Here is a 16,476-nt window from a genome sequence, read left to right on the forward strand (position 1 = left end):
CCACGAAGTGAAACCGGGAGGTTAGCCCTCGCGAACGTAATCGGAAGCCGGCGCGACAGCCGCAGACACACCGGATCGACCGGCCCACGGCAACCCGCTTGGGCCAGGCAGAACCCGTTCTCGTGGAGACAGCCTTGGTGCCGATGCCGTTCGGGGACCGCAGCGACGTCGGGGGAGTGCTGCGGTCACCGGGCCGGGCGGTCCGCCGCGCCACTCCGGTGGAGGCGGTGAGTCCCGGCCCCTCCTCCGCCCGGCGGGCCGCGTACGCGGCACCCCAGGAGAAATCCGTCATCGCGCGTCGCGTAGCCGAAGAACGTATGCCGCAGTCAGCGCAACGGCACGGTCCACGTCATGCGACAGCTCTACGAGGGTGCGTGTCGACCTCGTCGCCGGGATGCCCGCCAGCGCCTGGGTCAGCCGTCCGCGTGCAGGCGCTTCAGTGGTGTCGTGAGCGAGGCGGTCGACGAGCATGGTCGCGATCTGATCCGCCGTCGAGGTGTCGCTCGCCAGCACGCTCAGTGCGTCGGCTGCCTCGCTGTCGCTTCTTCCCTCCACGATCATGTCGATGAGCGTCGGGACCGCATCGGCCACACCACCTGTCCCGAGCGCCAAAGCCGCATACCCGCGGACCACGACGTCGGGGTTCGCCAGGGCATCCCGCAGCTGCGCGGTAGCCTCACCACCGGGCATCTCTGCGAGGGACTGAACGGCACGCTCCCGCACCGCGGCCACCGGCGAGCCGAGGCCTTCCGCCAGCAGTGCCGTGCCGCCGTCGCCCGATCGCGCCAGCGCCCATCGAAGAGCCCCGGCGACGTTCGGCTCCGTCTCGCTCAGTACCGCCTCGACCAGTGCCTCCACCGGCAACGGAACCTCGTCGGCCGAGGAAAGGGCCGCGCGCTGGCGCGTGTCGGCGCTCTTCGACCCCAGTGCCTGGAGGAGCGCAACGGCCTGGAGGACGCCCTCCCAGCCGGCGGGGCCTGCGGCATGGATCCGGCGGAGCCGCGTGAGCAGCTCGGTTTCGGCCGCGATGCGTTCGCGCGTCTGACGGATGAGGTCGTCGACGAGTGCCGAGGGCGTGAAGCCGGGATCGTCGAGAGCGCGCCCGATCTCACGCAGCGACAGTCCCAGCGACCGAAGGCTCTCGATATGGAAGATCCGCCGGATGTCCTCGCCGGAGTACTCCCGATAGCCGGAGCCCGTACGGCCGGAGGGCCGCACCAGGCCGAGCGACTCATAATGCCTGAGCATGCGGGCACTGACCCCGGACCGTCGCGCCACCTCACCGATCAACACTTCCTACCGTCCCTTCTGGCCGGTCCCGCCGAGGGCCACGATGCGCTTCGCCTCCTCGATCGCGAACTCGAATCCGGCGCCTGGGTCACGCAGCAGCTGTTCCGTGGCGAGCGCGTGCACGCGCACGCGCCGGTCAGGGGCCATCGTCGCAGCACGCAGAGCCGGTAGAACGTCTTCGCCCAGCGCCACCAGCGCCCGGCTGAGACTCAGCTGCGTCTCCCGCTCACCGCGCCCGAGCTGCGTCGCCAACACCGTGGCCAGCCCGGACTTTTCACCTTCCGGCACGAGCGCGACCGCGGCCCGCCAGGCGCTCCGCGCCACTTCGTCGTCGGCGTCGGACAGGAGCGCCCGTGTGATCGCTGGCCATGCCTGCCGGTCCCCGATCTTGGACAGCGTGTGCAGCGCCTGGCTCCGTGCCTGCGGGCGCCCCGAGCGGACTTCGCGGAGCAGTTGGGGGAGCGTCATGGAGACGGGGTGGCGGGTGAGGGCCCAGGTCAGTGTGTCGCGGACGAAGAACTCGGGCTCGATCGCGCATCGTTCGATGAGCTTGTCGACGAAGCGCGGGTCTGGCGTCGTGCCGACCGCCAGAGCCGTCCGTAGTCGTACGGACGAACGGCCGTCCTCCAGGCCCTGGAGCGCTCGCCTCACATCCGTGCCCTGTCTCGTCATGGTCATCGGGACCACCTCCTTGGCAAGCAGTGAAGGCCTTGTCACTGTGTCAAGGTCAAACGGCTCGCTGCGCGATCACCGGTCAACTGCCGTGTGTCGAGGGTGCTCTTCGAGCATGGGGCATCGTGGAGTTCCCGGTCCCGGTCATCGCAGCGCGGGGCGTGGCGCCGCCGTCACCCACCTCGTCCGCGTGGCGGCACGCTCCGCAGAAACCGCTCACGTACACAGAAGCATCGGTGGTGGCGAGGCTCAGGGGCCGTGTTCGTGAGGACCGCGGTCTCACGAAGCTGCGTCGGGCCCCTGGGCGGCCGTGCCGCTTCGAGCCGCCAGTTGTTGGCGTGTCCAGTCGACTGCAGTCTGCCGTTCGATCCCAGCGTCTGGTGACAGACGCCGAAGGCGACGAACACGGCGAGGAGAACCCGCGGCGTCCGTAGCGGTGGCGACCGGCGATGTCTCGCCCTTCCATTGTTAGCTATTTAGCTCATGTGCTAAATATTGCCTGTGAGCGACCACACCGAGCACCACGACCTCGGCCCGCCGTCCAGGCAGGCGGCCGAAGCCGACGACGCGGGAGTCTTCCGCGCGCTGGCCGACCCCACGCGCCGCCAGATCCTCACGGATCTGCGAGATGGGGAGCTGGCCGCCGGGGAGATCGCCCGCCGGTTCTCGATCAGCGCTCCCTCCATCTCCCGGCATCTGGGAGTACTCAAGGGCGCGGGTCTCGTCACCGAACGACGGGACGGCAACCGGATCCTGTACTCCCTCGTCGAGGACCGGCTCGCCACGAGCGTGGGCCGCTTCCTGAGTGCCGTCTGTCCCGAACAGATCGTCCTGCGCCGCACCACGTGGCGTGACAAGGGAGCCGCTTCATGAGACCGCCCCAGCTGTCGAGCGTCATCGAGCGGCGGCTCCTCGTCAACTACCGCGTGGATCCCGAGGTGGCCGCCCGCCATCTCCCGGCCGGGCTGCGCCCGCAGCTCGTTCGGGGACACGCCGTCGCCGGGATATGTCTGCTGCGCCTCGGCTCGGTGCGGCCCTCCTGGGCGCCCGCCGTGTTCGGGCTGCGCAGCGAGAACGCGGCCCACCGCGTCGCCGTGGAGTGGGACGGCCCCGACGGGGTCGAGACCGGCGTCTACATCCCGCGCCGGGACACCGCCTCCCGTGTCAACCGCTGGGCCGGTGGCCGGGTGTTCCCCGGGGAGCACGGGCATGCGGACTTCGAGGTGCGGGAGAGCGAGGACACCGTACGGGTCGCCTTCGCGACCCGCGACGGGTCCACACGCGTGGACGTCACTGCCGAGATCACCCACGGCCTGGCCGACAGCGAACTCTTCGCCGACCTCGACGAGGCCTCGGCCTTCTTCCGTGACGGCGGCAAGGGCTACTCGGCGACCCGCTCGGGGCCGCAGCTCGACGGGATGCAACTGCACACGGACGCCTGGCGCGTGGAGGCGGGCAGGGTCACCTCGGCGAGCTCCAGCTTCTTCGACGACCCGGACCGCTTTCCGCCGGGAAGCGCGGAGCTGGACTCCGTACTGCTGATGAGAAACGTGCCGGTACGGTGGCGGGCCCTGCCGGCCATGCCCCCCGCCATGCGACGGGCCTTGGCCCCGGCCCGCTGAGGCCGGGCCGGGCGCGCACCCTCACCGAGCCCGGCGACGGCCTCAGCCGCGCGCTCCCGTGAACGCCGAAGGACCATCCCAGCGGGGGCGGGGAGAGGACCGTGTGCCCTGAAGGTCAAGGAGACCGCGGCCAAGGTGCGACCGACCGCCGACGTGTGTCACGCAGGCCTCGGTCGGCCAGCTGCCATTTCCGTGCTACCTGGCCTGGAGTTACGCGAACAGCTCGCGGAGCTTGGCACCGAATTGCCGCATCCACGTTACGGAGAGCTCTTCCGGCTCGCGTGAAGTTGGTGCTTACGCCCTCATCGGCGGTCCGTCGATGTCTCCGGACCCGGTGACACCACCCCCGGGTGGCGGTCTGTGGGCGCTCACGGCGGAGCTGTTCGCGACCTACCCGTACGGCATGGCGTAGTTCTTCCTACCGGTTGTTACCGGTTGTTCTCGGGCGAGTTCGACGTGAGCCGGCCAGCATTACGTTCCGGCGCGGCGGCCCGCTGAACTTCGTCCACTGGTGCCAGCCCCGGTGCCGGGTGGTGGGAGAAAGCGCCCCTTTGGCCATCCCTTCGTCAATGCTCCGTGAAGGAGTCGTGTTGGACACCGTGGAGGGTTCTCTGCGCGTCGGAAATCGGCGTCGGCATATCGGAAAACACCAGTCGCAACCGGCGCAGTTGGAGCAATGGCCACAACTGTTGAGCAGGGGGCGCAATACGTCCCGAGCCAGGAGAGAATTCCGGACGCACTGTCCAAAAAGATCAAGAGGAAAGATTCGTGCGACCAAGACTCTTCGGCGCCACCGCCTCCGTGGCGGCACTCGGGCTACTGGGCTCCCTCGTCACCGCCTGCGGCTCTTCCGGGAGCAGCGACGGGACGACGCTGCGCCTGGTGGCCGCCGAGTACGGCAACAGCCCGGCGACCAGTTCCCAGGCGTACTGGGACAAGCTGGCCGCCGCCTTCGCCGCCGCCCACCCCGGCAAGAAGGTCGAGGTGACGCTCTACCCGTGGGCCGACGTCGACCGCGAGGTCACCCGCATGGTCAAGGAGGGCAATGCCCCGGACGTGGCCCTGATGGGCGCGTACTCCGACTTCGCCGCGCAGGGCCGCCTCTACGCCGCCAGTGAGCTGCTGTCGATCAAGGCGGAGGCGAACTTCCTGCCGCCGCTCGCGGAGGCGGGTTCGATCGGCAACACTCTCTACGGCCTGCCCTTCGTGGCCAGTAGCCGGCTGCTCTTCTACAACGAGGAGCTGTTCGACGAGGCCGGAGCGAAGCCGCCGAAAACGTGGGCGGACCTGAAGGGTGCGGCCAAGGCGCTGAAGGAGGAGGGCGTGCTCTACCCGTACGCCCTGCCGCTCGGTCCCGAGGAGGCGCACGCCGAAGCCCTGATCTGGGAACTGAGCAACGGCGGAGGGTACACCGACAACAGCGGCCGCTACAGCATCGCGTCCGAGCGGAACACGCAGACGTTCCGCTGGATCAAGGACAACCTGGTCGCACCCGGCCTGACCGGCCCGATCCCGCCGGCCGAACTCAACCGGCAGGACGCCTTCGCCGCCTTCCTGCGCGGCGACGTCGGCATGGTCAACGGCTACCCCTCGCTCCTCCACGAGGCGAGGGCGAAGGGCATGAAGGTCGGCACCCTGAGCATGCCGGTGTCGGATACGCTGAGCGACGGGGAGGCCCCGCCGTCGGCAGGCGTCGCCGACTGGATGATGGCCTTCAAGCACGACGGCAATCGCGAACTGGTGGGTTCCTTCCTGGACTTCGTCTACGAGGACAAGAACCTCAGCGAGTTCGCCGGGCGCTACCACCTGTTGCCCTCGACGGTGTCCGCGACCCAGGCCTCCAAGGACGCGGCGGCGGACCCCAGCGGCGAGCAGTTCCTGACCGCCCTGCGCGGCGCCCAGCTCTACCCGGTCAACGAACCGTCCTGGCTGCAGGTCAGCAACACCATCAAGCGGAACATCGGCAAGGCCGTCGCGCCGTCCGCCGACCCGAAGGCCGTGCTGGAGGAAATCGCTCAGCAGGCCGGGGACGTAGCGAAGCAGAGGTAGGGGTCTCCGGGACTGCGGACGGCCTTCCCTTTTGTTGCTGGTCCTCCCCTTTTCCTGGTTATTCCAGGCTCCCTCTTTCTTCCGCTTCCCGCCCGCGTCCCACCCGGACGCGGCATCTGGGCCGTACGGCGTCGACCGGACGCCCGGCCCGTCGCCCGCGAAGTGCCCACAAGGTGCGCTGGGCGACGGCCGCCCCTGCTGTCCGATCAGCAGACTTTGGACCCGTTCCCAGCACACCAGATGTGAACCCAGCCACCGGGAACCCCGGCATCCCACCCCTCCGGGCACGAACTCGTGAGGCAGCCCTGGCCATGGACCCGGCTGCGGCCTTTGACCCGTCAGGGACCGACACAACCCTCGCAGGCGACGCCCTCACGATCCCGGTCGAGCGCATCCCCGCTACCCGGGCTCCCCACGCAGCAGTGGCGCGGCCCCCGCCGACCGTGCGGCATGGCCCTCCCTCGTGATGGGTCGCCTCGTCTGTCGTCTCCTCTGGCTCAGGCTCCAGGCTCCGGCGGCGTACTACCCGTCATCTGAGGCGGTGGGGTGGCGTCACCGGACGGCGGTGGCCTCGTGACCGCAGCTGGTGGCCTCGGCGACGAGGCCGGGAGCCGGTCTTCCCGGCGGCTCCGAAGACCGCGATCACGCCCATGCCTGTTGCTCATTGCGCTACGAGGCTTAGGCGTTCTGCGCGCCGAAGAGGTACTGGTTGCCGATGTCGATCAGGAAGGGGCCGCCGTAGGAGGGGTAGCGCTCCACGACCGCCTTCTTGTACGCCTCGCCGTCGTCGCCGAGCAGCTCACGCGCGTCGGCGAGGTAGCGGCGCAGTGCGGCGTACACCTCCGGGCCGGCGGGCAGGCCGTGTCCGGCCAGGATCGTGTCGTACGACGTGTCGGCGGCCAGGGTGTCGGCGGCCTTCTGCCAGCCGTCGATGTCGTTGTTGCCCAGGAACAGGTGGGTGTCGTGGTAGACGAGATCCTGCGCGATCAGCACCCCCTGCTCGGGCAGCTTGATCACCAGCTCGTCCGCCGCTTCCCCGCCCGAGACGGCCTCGAAGACGAACGGCACGCCGTCGATGACCTCCGTGCCCGGGGTGATCTCGACGGTCGGGGTGACGTCGGCGACCGGGATGACCGTACCTGTCGGGTCCTGGCCGTCGCCCTGCGCGACGATCTGGTCCCGTACGGCCGACAGCGCGTGGACGGGCGCGCCGAAGCGGGCGGCGCCGTGGAAGTGGTCGGGGTGCGCGTGGGTGACGATCAGCCGGTCGACCGGCTTGCCCAGACCTTGGGCGTAGGCCACGACCTCGTCGGCGTAGGCCAGCGCGTACTGGGCGTCGACCGCGATGACCCGGGCCGGCGTCTCGATCAACTGGGTGGTGACATTCAGACTGTCGTCGGGGGCCATGTAGCTGTGGACGCGGACCGCGCCCTTCTCGACGACCGTAACCGTGCCTTGCATGGTGACCACTTCCCAACCTCGGCGAACGGCATCTGTCAGGCCGTCCCGTGCCCTTCCACTCTCACTCCGGGGGAGCCGGCAGGCGAGATACGCTGAAGACCTGTCCTGGTCGAAAGCGGACATGAGCGAGGTGGCTGTGCCGATGCGGGAAGTCGCCGACAGCACTCGCTCGGGTGACGGTCCGATCCCAGGATTCGGCTTCAACCCTCCGACCGCCCCGGTCTCCGGCTGCGAGGTCACCGACCTGGCGGCCCTGCACGGCCGCATGCGTGACGGCACCCTGCAGCGTGTCCACCGCGTCGGCTTCCACACCGTCGCCCTGATCACCGAGGGCAGCGGGGAGCACACCGTCGACTTCGTCACCCACCCGTGCCGTCCCGGCACGCTGCTGTGGATCCGCCCCGACCAGGTCCAGCGCTTCGGCAGCCCCCGCGCGATGAACAGCACGCTCCTGCTGTTCACCCCCGCCTTCCCGGCCCACCTCGCGAGTACCGCCCGCCTCCTCGACGAGTGGTACGGCCCCGTGTGCCGGCAGCTCGGCACAGGCCGCGACTACGCCACCGTCTCCACGCTGCTGAGCCAGCTGCGTGCCGAGTTCACCCGGCCGCCTGGCACGGTCTCTGCGGACATCCTCCAGCTCGAGCTCGCCACCCTGCTGCTGCACATCGACCGGCTGCCGCGGCGGGGCGCACACGCTGACCTGCACGCCGGCGGCGAGATCTACGCCCGCTTCCGCGCCGACCTCGAACGCTCCTACGCCACCACCCGCCGCGCCGAGGACTACGCCTTCCGGCTCGGCTACACCGTCAAGACCCTCACCCGCGCCTGCCTGGCCGCCACCGGACAACCCGTCAAACACGTCATCGACGCCCGCGTCGCCCTTCAGGCCCAGCGGCTGCTCGCCCACACCGACGAACCCGTCGCCGTCATCGCCCGCCGCCTCGGCTTCTCGGAGCCCACCAACTTCGGCAAGTTCTTCACCCGCCACATCGGCGCCACCCCCGGCGACTTCCGCCGCACCCACCAGCCTCCGACGCCCTGACCGCGGACCGTACGCCGGGGCACGTCCGACTCTGGTCGAGCCGGGTCCTGCGTGTGCGGTGGAGGTGGTTGGCCTGGGCCGGGTTGTGGGGGAGGCCGGGTGCGGGGGCGTTCGTCGGCGGGCCGGCGGTTTTCGGCGGTCAGGCGGGCTCACGCCGTCGATGGGCGGCTACGGAGCGGTGACGGTCACCGTAGCTGTGACGATGCGGTGGTCGGAGCAGGCGATGTACTCGGTGTGGCTGCGGTTCAGGCATCGGTTCCGGGCGATGGGGTGGGTGTCCGCGTCGTAGGAGACGAGGCGGCTCTCCGCGGCGAACACGTGGTCCACCTTGGCGGGTTGACCGCACAGGCCGGCCAGAGTGCCTTCGGTGGTCTGCTCGCCCCAGCCGGGGCAGAGCGGATCGAGGTCGTCGAACTCGCGGAAGATTCCGGAGTTGTTCGCGTTGTTCGAGGAGGTGGCGGACTGCGCGTACCAGTTGTCGAGCAACGGGTCATGGGGCTGGACGTTGAAGTCGCCGGCGGTGATCACGGTGCCGCCCGCCGCCGTGAACTGCTCCATCTTCGTACGTACCGTGTCGAGCTGGGCCTGCTTGTACGCGTTCTTGAAAGTGATGTGCGTGGTGCAGAAGCGCAAGCCACCGGGCTGCGAGGTGATGGGGACGCAGAGCAGCTTCCGGGCCTTGTCCCCGTCGGAGGGGAGCGTGATCCGGTCGGTGCCGCTCGGGGCGAACTTGCTGAACACGGCAACGCCGTACGGGTCCGTGTCGGGACCGCCGTTGTCGCTCTTGCACAGGTCGGCGTCCACGTCCGGCATGGGTTCGAAGCGGGCGAAGTTGGACGGGCTCTGCGGCCAGTTGGCGTCCTGAAGACCCTTGAGGATGGCCCGGTACTGGTCGGGACAGATCTCGTTGAGGGAGATGAAGTCGGGGTCTCGGTAGCTCAACGATCCGAGGATCGCGTCGACGAGGCCGTTGTCGGTGGCTCCGAAGTTCAGCGCGTGACCGGCGATGTTCCAGTGCCAGACCTTGTACGTCGCCGTACCCGTCACGGCGGCCGATCCGGCGGGTGCGGTCCACACGCTCAGGCCCAGCAGTGTGGCGAGCACGAGTATCACGGTGCGAAGTCTCGGCATGATTCCCTCAGGGTGGCGTCGGGCCTATGAAGAGGGCCGATTTTTCGCGAGAATGATCACCAGGGTCAAGAGCTGCCGGGGGTCCATCTCCAAACGCCCGAACCCGTCCGACACCTTCGACCTCACAGTGGACCGGCTGCCGCCCGAGCGACCCACCACCACCGTCACGGTCGAGTTCGGGCTACCGCTGGAGCTGGGGGAGTACTTGAACGGACCTCTCCGAGCGCGTCGAGAGCCGCTTAAGCAATGCCGAAGTCCTTGAATACGTTACGGGTGCCAACCTCAGCGCCTGGACGTCATCGTGTCCGACGTGCCGCGCGTTGGCGAGGGCACTGCCCCCCCGCAGTCGGATGAACCGTCGCAAGCGCAGGCAAAACTCCAGCGCGTGGTGCTCGCCGCCAACGACCCCGCCGCGCGTACGCAGCACATCGCCCGCGAGAAAGAACAGCGCCGCGCCCTCCCGGCCGATTTCCCGGACGAGCCGCTGCAGCGGCCACGGCGGACACCGGTCCGTCAGCCGGCGCGGTGCCGTCCTTCTCGGTAAGCGGCCGGGCACCCCATCCCTAAGGTTCGCGCCTGGTGGTGAACTTCCTCGCCGCCGGTGGCGACGACGGTGAGGCACGAGGACGACCTGCGACCCCACGTGACCTGCACGATGGAGTCGGCCCGTAGAAGCCGGCTGCCGGAGATCAGATTCTGCGCCCTCACCCATACGTCCTGCATCCCCCTCAGTGCTTCCGCGCCGGCACCGCGGATCGGCCAGCGTGGCCAACCCCTCGGCCAGCGGGCCTGTTGCACGGTTCAGCGTATGGAATATCTCGAGGACGGAACGGTTCAGTTCGGCACCTGATATTACCTGACCGCGCCAGCGAAGAACCGGACGGTCCGAATCCAATGAGCATACCGAGAGAATGTCCGAGATGTAACTGTCGCTTTCGCTCCATCATTTGCCCGCCCTGTAGGGTCGTCCCCTGCCTCTCCATGGAAACCCCGCCGACCTCCGTTCCGCTGACCCGGGTGAATTCCGATCCTCCCATTCGGAAGATATGCGGGGACGGATGTTCGGCCCACTGAATCGGCAGGCCGAACGGGCCGCCCGCACGGGGTAGCCGTCTGGGTACTCTGCCGCTCCCGATGGCCCCAGGACGCCCACCAGGACGGCTCCGGGGGTAGACGCACCGGCAGGGGCGCCCGCCCCGTGTCCCGCCTTCGTGCCCGGAACGGAGCGCGGGGCGGGACAGAGGTAGAACGCGAGGTGGGGCACGGATTTCCCGCGAGGTCAAACATCAGGTTCAGGAATTGACAGAGCACTTGGCGGCATGCCCCCGGGAGCGTGCTAAATCGCCCGGCCCGGTCACATCTTCAAGAATTGACAGAACACTGGGCGGCATGCCCTCGGGTACGCCGGAAAATCGCCGACTGTTATCGGTCGCCAGGGAATTGACACCCGCCTGATGGTTGCTTACGGTCCGCTCGTCAGGTTTTCCAGACCGCATCCGAAGGTATTCATGACTACATCCACGTTGCCGAAGTCCAGGCAGCAGTTGATTCTTGCCGTTCTCATGGCGTGTTCACTGCTGATCTGGCTGGACAACACCGTCCTGAGTACCACCCTGGAGACCCTCGCGGACCCGGTCCGTGGGCTGAACGCCAGCCCGGCCGAGCTGCAGTGGGCCACCGGCTCGTACACGCTGGCCTTCGCCACCTTGATGTTCACCGCGGGCGCGCTGGGCGACCGCTTCGGTCACCGGACCGTGCTCGCAACAGGTCTGGTGGGCTTCGCCGCGTCCTCGGTGTGGGCGGCGTTCGCGGGCGACGCGGGGCAGCTGATCGCCGCCCGGGCCGCGATGGGCGTCGGCAGCGCGCTGATCCTGCCCGGCAACCTGGCCATCCTCATGTGGACATTCACCGGCCCGGCGCGGTCGACCGCGATCGCCATCTCCTCGACCTCCGCCGGCGTCGGCATGGCCGTGGGCCCGGTGCTCGCCGGCGTGCTGCTCGACCACTTCTGGTGGGGCTCGGTCTTCCTGGTCAACGTCCCGGTCGTGGTCCTCGCGCTGATCGGCATCGTTCTGCTGGTCCCGAACTTCCGCAGCCCCGTCGTGCGACCGCTGGACCCGGCCGGAATGCTGCTGTCGATCAGCGGCCTCGCGGCGCTCGCCTACGGACTGATCCGCACGGGGCAGGTAGCGGCCTGGGGCCGTACGGACGTCTGGGCGCCGATCGTCGTCGGACTGATCCTGCTGGCCGTCTTCGTCCGCGTCGAACTGCGCAGCAAGATGCCGAGCTTCGACCCCCGGCTTCTCGCCCAGCGCGCCTTCGGTGGCGGCAACGTAGCCCTCGGACTGCTTCTGTTCGCCATTTCCGCCGTCACCTTCTACAACGCGTTCTACCTGCAGGGCGCCCGCGGCTACTCGCCGATCGAGGCGGGCCTAGCCAGCCTCCCGACCGCGCTCGGCGCGATCCTGGGGGCACCCGTGGGCGCGCGCCTGGTGCATCGCTGGTCGCTGCGGCTCGTCGCCGTGCCGGCCTTCACCGTCGCGGCGCTGACCATGGGCGCGTACGGGCTCTTCGGGCTGAGCACTCCCCTCGTCTGGATCGAGGTCCTGCTGCTGGTCCAGGGCCTGTCCATCGGCATGGCGATCGGCCCGGTGACCGCGGCGCTGATCAGCACCCTGCCGTTGGAACGCGCCGGCGCCGGATCGGCCGTCACCAACACCGTGCGCCAGACCGGCAGCGTGATCGGGATCGCCGTCGGCGGCACGATCATGTCGATCGTGTACCGGCGCGCGATCGAACCCTCGCTGCACGGCGTCCCCGGACCGGTGCGGGACCAGGCGCGGGTCTCCGCCGAACAGGCCCGGCACGTCGCCACCACGTCCCACCTGCCCGCGCTCGGGTACGCCGCCGATGACGCGTTCGTCCACGCCATGCACGTCGGTGCAATCTGGATCATGCTCATCGCGCTCTTAGGCGCGGCCGTACTACTGCTGGCCCTGCGCGCGGTCCGCAAGCCCGCGGCTGCCGGGGGCGAGCCGGAGCCTGCGCAGGAAGACGGCCCGACCACGGACGAGGCGGCCCCCCGGGCCGGGGCCGATGCCCGGCCCGTCCGCGAGGGCGACGACGTGGGCACCCGCTGACGCCATGGGAACCAGGCAGAAACTCCCCGAGGCGCGGTCGGACAGTCAGGCCACTTACCTGCCCGACCGGCACATATTCGCCCTGTGGACCTGGGCCGACGGCACCGTGGGGGCGGCCCCGCCGGTCGGCGACGTCGAGACCGTTCCCCTGGTCGTGCCGACGTCGGACCTCGGCAGGCTCAAGGTGTCCGACGTCGACTGCGTGCTGATCGAGCCGGACCGGCTCGTGGCCGTGCCCCTCGATTCGCCCGGCCGGTCGGTGAAGGCTTGGCGGTCGTGGATCGCGGGCGGCGAGTCGGCTCTGCCGATCGCCGCGCATGCGGTCCCCGACGCCACAGGTGTCGCCGTGACGACGGCAGAGTACGCGGGCGGCGTCTTCCGCCGCACCACCTCGGTGGGGGCCGAGATGCGCACGGCGCTCACCGCCAAGCTGCGGCCTTACCAGGTGCGCGGGGTGAGCTGGCTGCGCGAGACCATAGAGACGCACGGCGGCGCGGTGCTGGCCGACGAGATGGGACTCGGCAAAACCCTGCAGACCATCGGTTGTGTCGCCGGACGCGCCGAGAAGGCGCCGCAACTGGTGGTCTGCCCCACGTCGTTGGTGGGGAACTGGGCGCACGAGATCGCGCGGTTCGCACCTGGACTGCGGACCACGATCTGGCGCGGCGGGCCGCTGCCCGAGGTGGACAGCGGCACGGTGGTGCTCACCGGCTACCCCACGCTGCGCATGCACAGCCCGGCCCTGGCGGGGATCCAGTGGAGCACCGCGGTCTTCGACGAGGCGCAGGTCCTGAAGAACCCCCGTACGCAGGTGTCGAAGGCCGTGCGCAGCATCGCGGCCGACGCGCGGATCGCCCTGACCGGAACGCCCGTCGAGAATCACCTCGACGAGCTGTGGGCCCTGCTCAATCTGGTCGCACCGCACCTGTTCGCGAACCGGACGCAGTTCCGCCGTCGCTTCGTGCGGCCGATCGCGGACGGCTCCCCGGCCGCTTCCGCCCGGTTGCGCGGGGCCATCGAGCCGGTCGTGCTGATGCGGAAGAAGTCCCAGGTCGCAGGGTCACTCCCACCCAAGATCCACGCCGATCTCATCTGCGACCTCAGCGAGGAGCAGGAGCAGCTGTACGACCGGCTGCTGGACCAGGTCATCGACGACGGCTTTGGCCGCGGCGCCCAGCGGCAGACCAAGGTGCTCGCGGTCCTGACGTCGCTCAAGCAGGTCTGCAACCATCCGGGCCTGATCACGGACGACCTCGGTGAGCTGTCGGGCAGGTCGGGCAAGCTCGACCTGTGCGCCGACATCGTGGCCAACAACTTGGAGAACGACTCTCCGACCCTCGTCTTCACCCAGTACCGGCAGACCGGTGAGCTGCTGGTCCGGCACTTCGCCGAACAGTTCGGGGTGAGTACGCCGTTCTTCCACGGTGGCCTGAACCAGGAGCAGCGGGCCGACATCGTCCGCCGGTTCCAGTCCGACGACGGTCCGAAGGTGCTCGTCCTCAGTCTGAAAGCAGGGGGCACCGGGCTCACGCTCACGCGCGCGGCCGACGTCATCCACTTCGACCGGTGGTGGAACCCGGCCGTGGAGGCCCAGGCGTCCGACCGGGTACACCGGATCGGTCAGACCCGCACGGTCACCGTCACCACCCTGACCACCGGCACCACTGTCGAGGAGCACATCGCGGCCATGCACAACCGCAAGTCCGCGCTGTCGGACATCGCCGACACGTCCAGCGTCGCCGAGCTGACCCGACTGGACGACGACCGTCTCATCGAGGTCCTGCGCCGGAAGCGAGTCAACTGACCATGGCCGACCACGACTACGGTTACACGAAGTGGGGCAAGGACTGGGTCCGATTCGCCGAGTCGTTGCGCCAGACCCGTCCTGATCCCCAGCTGCCGAGCGCACGCCGCACGGCACGCGACGGGAAGGTCCAGATCACGTTCGACGACCGGACCGTGCGTGCCGTCGTGCACCGAGGTCGCGGCACCTCGGTGGTCACGATCGAGGTCGCGCCGATGTCCCCGGGGGCGACGGCCGAGATCTCCCGTCAGCTGAGCGGCATCCAGCCCCTGCTCACCGACGACCTGTACCGCGCGATCGCCGACGCGGGCCATCCGCCCGCGCCGGCCCTCGACAGCGTCGACTGCTCCTGCCCGACCGCCACCCTGCGGTGCGTCCATGAGCTGTCCGTCTACTACGACATGGCGCGGCGCATCGACGACGATCCCCGCATCGCTCTTGGCGTGCAGGGCTTCTTCCGCGCTTCGACGGGCGGCGGCCAGGCGCCCGCCGAGGCGACGGCGCAGCGCTGGATCGCGCTCAACTCCCTTGACCCGGCCGCCTACTTCACGGCGGCCGATTGACCCGGCCGGCCTGAGGGGGAGCGGTGCGTGCCCGTCCGGCGGGCAGGCACCGCTCCCCTGTGAGCAGATGGTCGGGCTGGCCGAATTCGGTTGTGGTCCCTCTGGAAACGGGCGGGACCGCATGGACGCCGGCGTTGGACGCGGTGCGGCTGGAGCCCCGGCGCGGATGTCCGCCGCAGTGACCACCGTCCAGATCCGCGAAGCCATCGAACGGGTCGTTGTCGCCGGCCAGTGGAAGGAGGTGATCCCGAGCTCTTGGTGGTCTTCGACGCGGGCTATGACGCACCTCGCACCGCCCGTCTGCTGGGCGAGCTGCCGGTGCCGGCCCTTGGCCGCCTGCGCTCGGATCGCGTGATGCGACCGCGGACACCGCCGCAGGTCTACGACCCATGGGAGGCCGGCCGCAGAAGCGCGGAAGCGAGTTCGTCTTCGGTCATTCCGGCACGTGGGGCACGGAGCAGGCGATGACGACTACGGACACTCGCCCCTACGCGAAGGTGGTCGCGCATGCATGGACTGGCTGCACCTGCGGCTGACCCGCCGGGCGGCTTGGCTCGATCACGACGGGCCGCTGCCCATCATCGAGGGCACCGTCATCCGCCCGCGTCGTGGAGGAGTTGCCCAGCGGCGGAGTGAACAAGCCGGTTTCGCTCTGATGGTCGAGGACCGGTGCTATCGGCAAGGACGTGGACCGTTGGCGGAAATCGTTCCTGCGTCGCTTCGATCTGGAGCATACGTTTCGCCTGTTCAAGCAGACCCGCGGCTGGACCAAGCCCCGGCTTCGCAGTTCAAAGGTAGCCGACCGCTGGACATGGCTGTGATTGCCGCCCACACCCAGCTCCGGCTCGCCCTTCCACTCGCCGTCGCCCTCCGGCGCTTCTGGGAGAAGTCAGCACCGCCGAACAAGCTGACGCCGCCCGAATCCGGCGGGGTTCAAACCTCCGGGCGAAGACCGATTCTCCAGCCGGTGCACCGAAACCGTCCCAGCCGGGTCCTGGCCGGTCACCGGGCTCGAAGAACCCCAACCCGGCACCCCGTCACGACGTTGGCCGGATCCTTGCGACCGGCGAGGCATACAAGCGTCCGGCCCACCATTACCTCGGCATCAGACCCCGCTGCAGCACCTGGCTCTCCACCCAGCTGCACCGCCAAGAAGTCCACGATGTTGGATGGATCCATGGTGAGAAAGAGGGAGAAGAGGAAGCGCCCTTCATTCGGCATGCCGAAGGGCATCGTCCTGCTGGCGACGCCGAAAGGCTGGCGCCACAGCGTTCTTACCGTGGAAGGCGGAATGCTCTGCGGCCGTCTCGCAGACGTGCCGATCAACGCCGACCCTCACGAGGCGCGGACCGCCGCGGCCGCCATGGTGGTGGGACTCACCCGGAACTTTCACGACAGCGACGTCGAAGTGACGTGGGATCCTCCCCAGGAACCCTGGTCGTGGACTGGCCAAGTCACCCCGTCCCGGGAGATGGCACCACCCCGCCTGACACCTGAGTGAGGTTGAAAGACAAGATGAGTGCTGGTTTCTGAACCTCCCGATGTCTCCGATGGGTGTCGGGCTGGCAGGATGTCGCTGACAGAGCGAGTCAGGGACGGGCATGGACAAGTGGGATTTCCACGAGTGGCGGGCAGCACTTGGCGCTGTGGACCCCCGAGCAGCGGCCTTGGTGGGCCTAGCTGTATTGCCCCGGGAGGTTGT

12 protein-coding genes are annotated in these 16,476 nt (G+C 69.1%); 8 read left to right on the top strand and 4 right to left on the bottom strand.

What is annotated here, in order from left to right; genetic code table 11:
• Window positions 1-288 precede the first annotated feature (288 nt).
• A complete protein-coding gene (locus tag J7E93_RS32665) occupies window positions 289-1,293 on the bottom strand; it encodes a MerR family transcriptional regulator (RefSeq protein WP_215073656.1) in 1,005 nt (334 codons plus the stop codon).
• A 3-nt stretch (window positions 1,294-1,296) separates the two neighbouring features.
• A complete protein-coding gene (locus J7E93_RS32670; RefSeq protein WP_215073657.1) occupies window positions 1,297-1,968 on the bottom strand; it encodes a HEAT repeat domain-containing protein in 672 nt (223 codons plus the stop codon).
• A gap of 495 nt (window positions 1,969-2,463) precedes the next feature.
• Between J7E93_RS32670 and J7E93_RS32675 the strand changes: the two genes are divergently transcribed.
• From J7E93_RS32675 to J7E93_RS32685, 3 genes are all read left to right on the top strand, one after another.
• Window positions 2,464-2,835, top strand: a complete 372-nt coding sequence (locus J7E93_RS32675; RefSeq protein ID WP_215073658.1) for a metalloregulator ArsR/SmtB family transcription factor — start codon at window positions 2,464-2,466, stop codon at window positions 2,833-2,835.
• Entirely contained in the window at window positions 2,832-3,584 is a 753-nt protein-coding gene (locus J7E93_RS32680) for a DUF2071 domain-containing protein (RefSeq protein WP_215073659.1), read from the top strand. Before J7E93_RS32675 ends, J7E93_RS32680 begins: the two co-directional genes overlap by 4 nt.
• 768 nt (window positions 3,585-4,352) lie before the next feature.
• Window positions 4,353-5,633: an extracellular solute-binding protein gene (locus J7E93_RS32685; protein ID WP_215073660.1), complete on the top strand. Its 1,281-nt coding sequence runs from the start codon at window positions 4,353-4,355 to the stop codon at window positions 5,631-5,633.
• 678 nt (window positions 5,634-6,311) lie between these two features.
• Here the strand turns inward: J7E93_RS32685 and J7E93_RS32690 are convergent.
• Window positions 6,312-7,094 (bottom strand): MBL fold metallo-hydrolase, encoded by a 783-nt coding sequence (locus tag J7E93_RS32690; protein WP_215073661.1) that lies wholly within the window; start codon window positions 7,092-7,094, stop codon window positions 6,312-6,314.
• 121 nt (window positions 7,095-7,215) lie between these two features.
• Here J7E93_RS32690 and J7E93_RS32695 point away from each other — a divergent pair, with 121 nt between their 5' ends.
• Window positions 7,216-8,136 (top strand): helix-turn-helix domain-containing protein, encoded by a 921-nt coding sequence (locus J7E93_RS32695; protein ID WP_374105461.1) that lies wholly within the window; start codon window positions 7,216-7,218, stop codon window positions 8,134-8,136.
• A 168-nt stretch (window positions 8,137-8,304) separates the two neighbouring features.
• Here the strand turns inward: J7E93_RS32695 and J7E93_RS32700 are convergent, their stop codons facing one another.
• The gene (locus J7E93_RS32700) at window positions 8,305-9,240 is read right to left on the bottom strand and encodes an endonuclease/exonuclease/phosphatase family protein (RefSeq protein ID WP_215073662.1); all 936 of its coding nucleotides are present in this window, start codon (window positions 9,238-9,240) and stop codon (window positions 8,305-8,307) included.
• Between the two features lie 1,535 nt (window positions 9,241-10,775).
• Between J7E93_RS32700 and J7E93_RS32705 the strand changes: the two genes are divergently transcribed.
• From J7E93_RS32705 to J7E93_RS32720, 4 genes are all read left to right on the top strand, one after another.
• Window positions 10,776-12,407 (top strand): MFS transporter, encoded by a 1,632-nt coding sequence (locus tag J7E93_RS32705; protein WP_215073663.1) that lies wholly within the window; start codon window positions 10,776-10,778, stop codon window positions 12,405-12,407.
• 4 nt (window positions 12,408-12,411) lie between these two features.
• Complete coding sequence (locus tag J7E93_RS32710) at window positions 12,412-14,211, top strand: DEAD/DEAH box helicase (RefSeq protein WP_215073664.1); 1,800 nt, start codon at window positions 12,412-12,414, stop codon at window positions 14,209-14,211.
• 2 nt (window positions 14,212-14,213) lie between these two features.
• Window positions 14,214-14,774, top strand: coding sequence for a hypothetical protein (locus J7E93_RS32715; protein WP_215073665.1), 561 nt, complete (start codon window positions 14,214-14,216; stop codon window positions 14,772-14,774).
• Between the two features lie 1,162 nt (window positions 14,775-15,936).
• On the top strand, window positions 15,937-16,275 hold the full coding sequence (locus J7E93_RS32720; protein WP_215073666.1) for a hypothetical protein: 339 nt from the start codon (window positions 15,937-15,939) through the stop codon (window positions 16,273-16,275).
• Window positions 16,276-16,476 lie beyond the last annotated feature (201 nt).

Origin of the sequence: Streptomyces sp. ISL-36 (assembly GCF_018614205.1) — a bacterium.
In the GTDB taxonomy this organism is placed as follows: Bacteria; Actinomycetota; Actinomycetes; order Streptomycetales; family Streptomycetaceae; genus Streptomyces.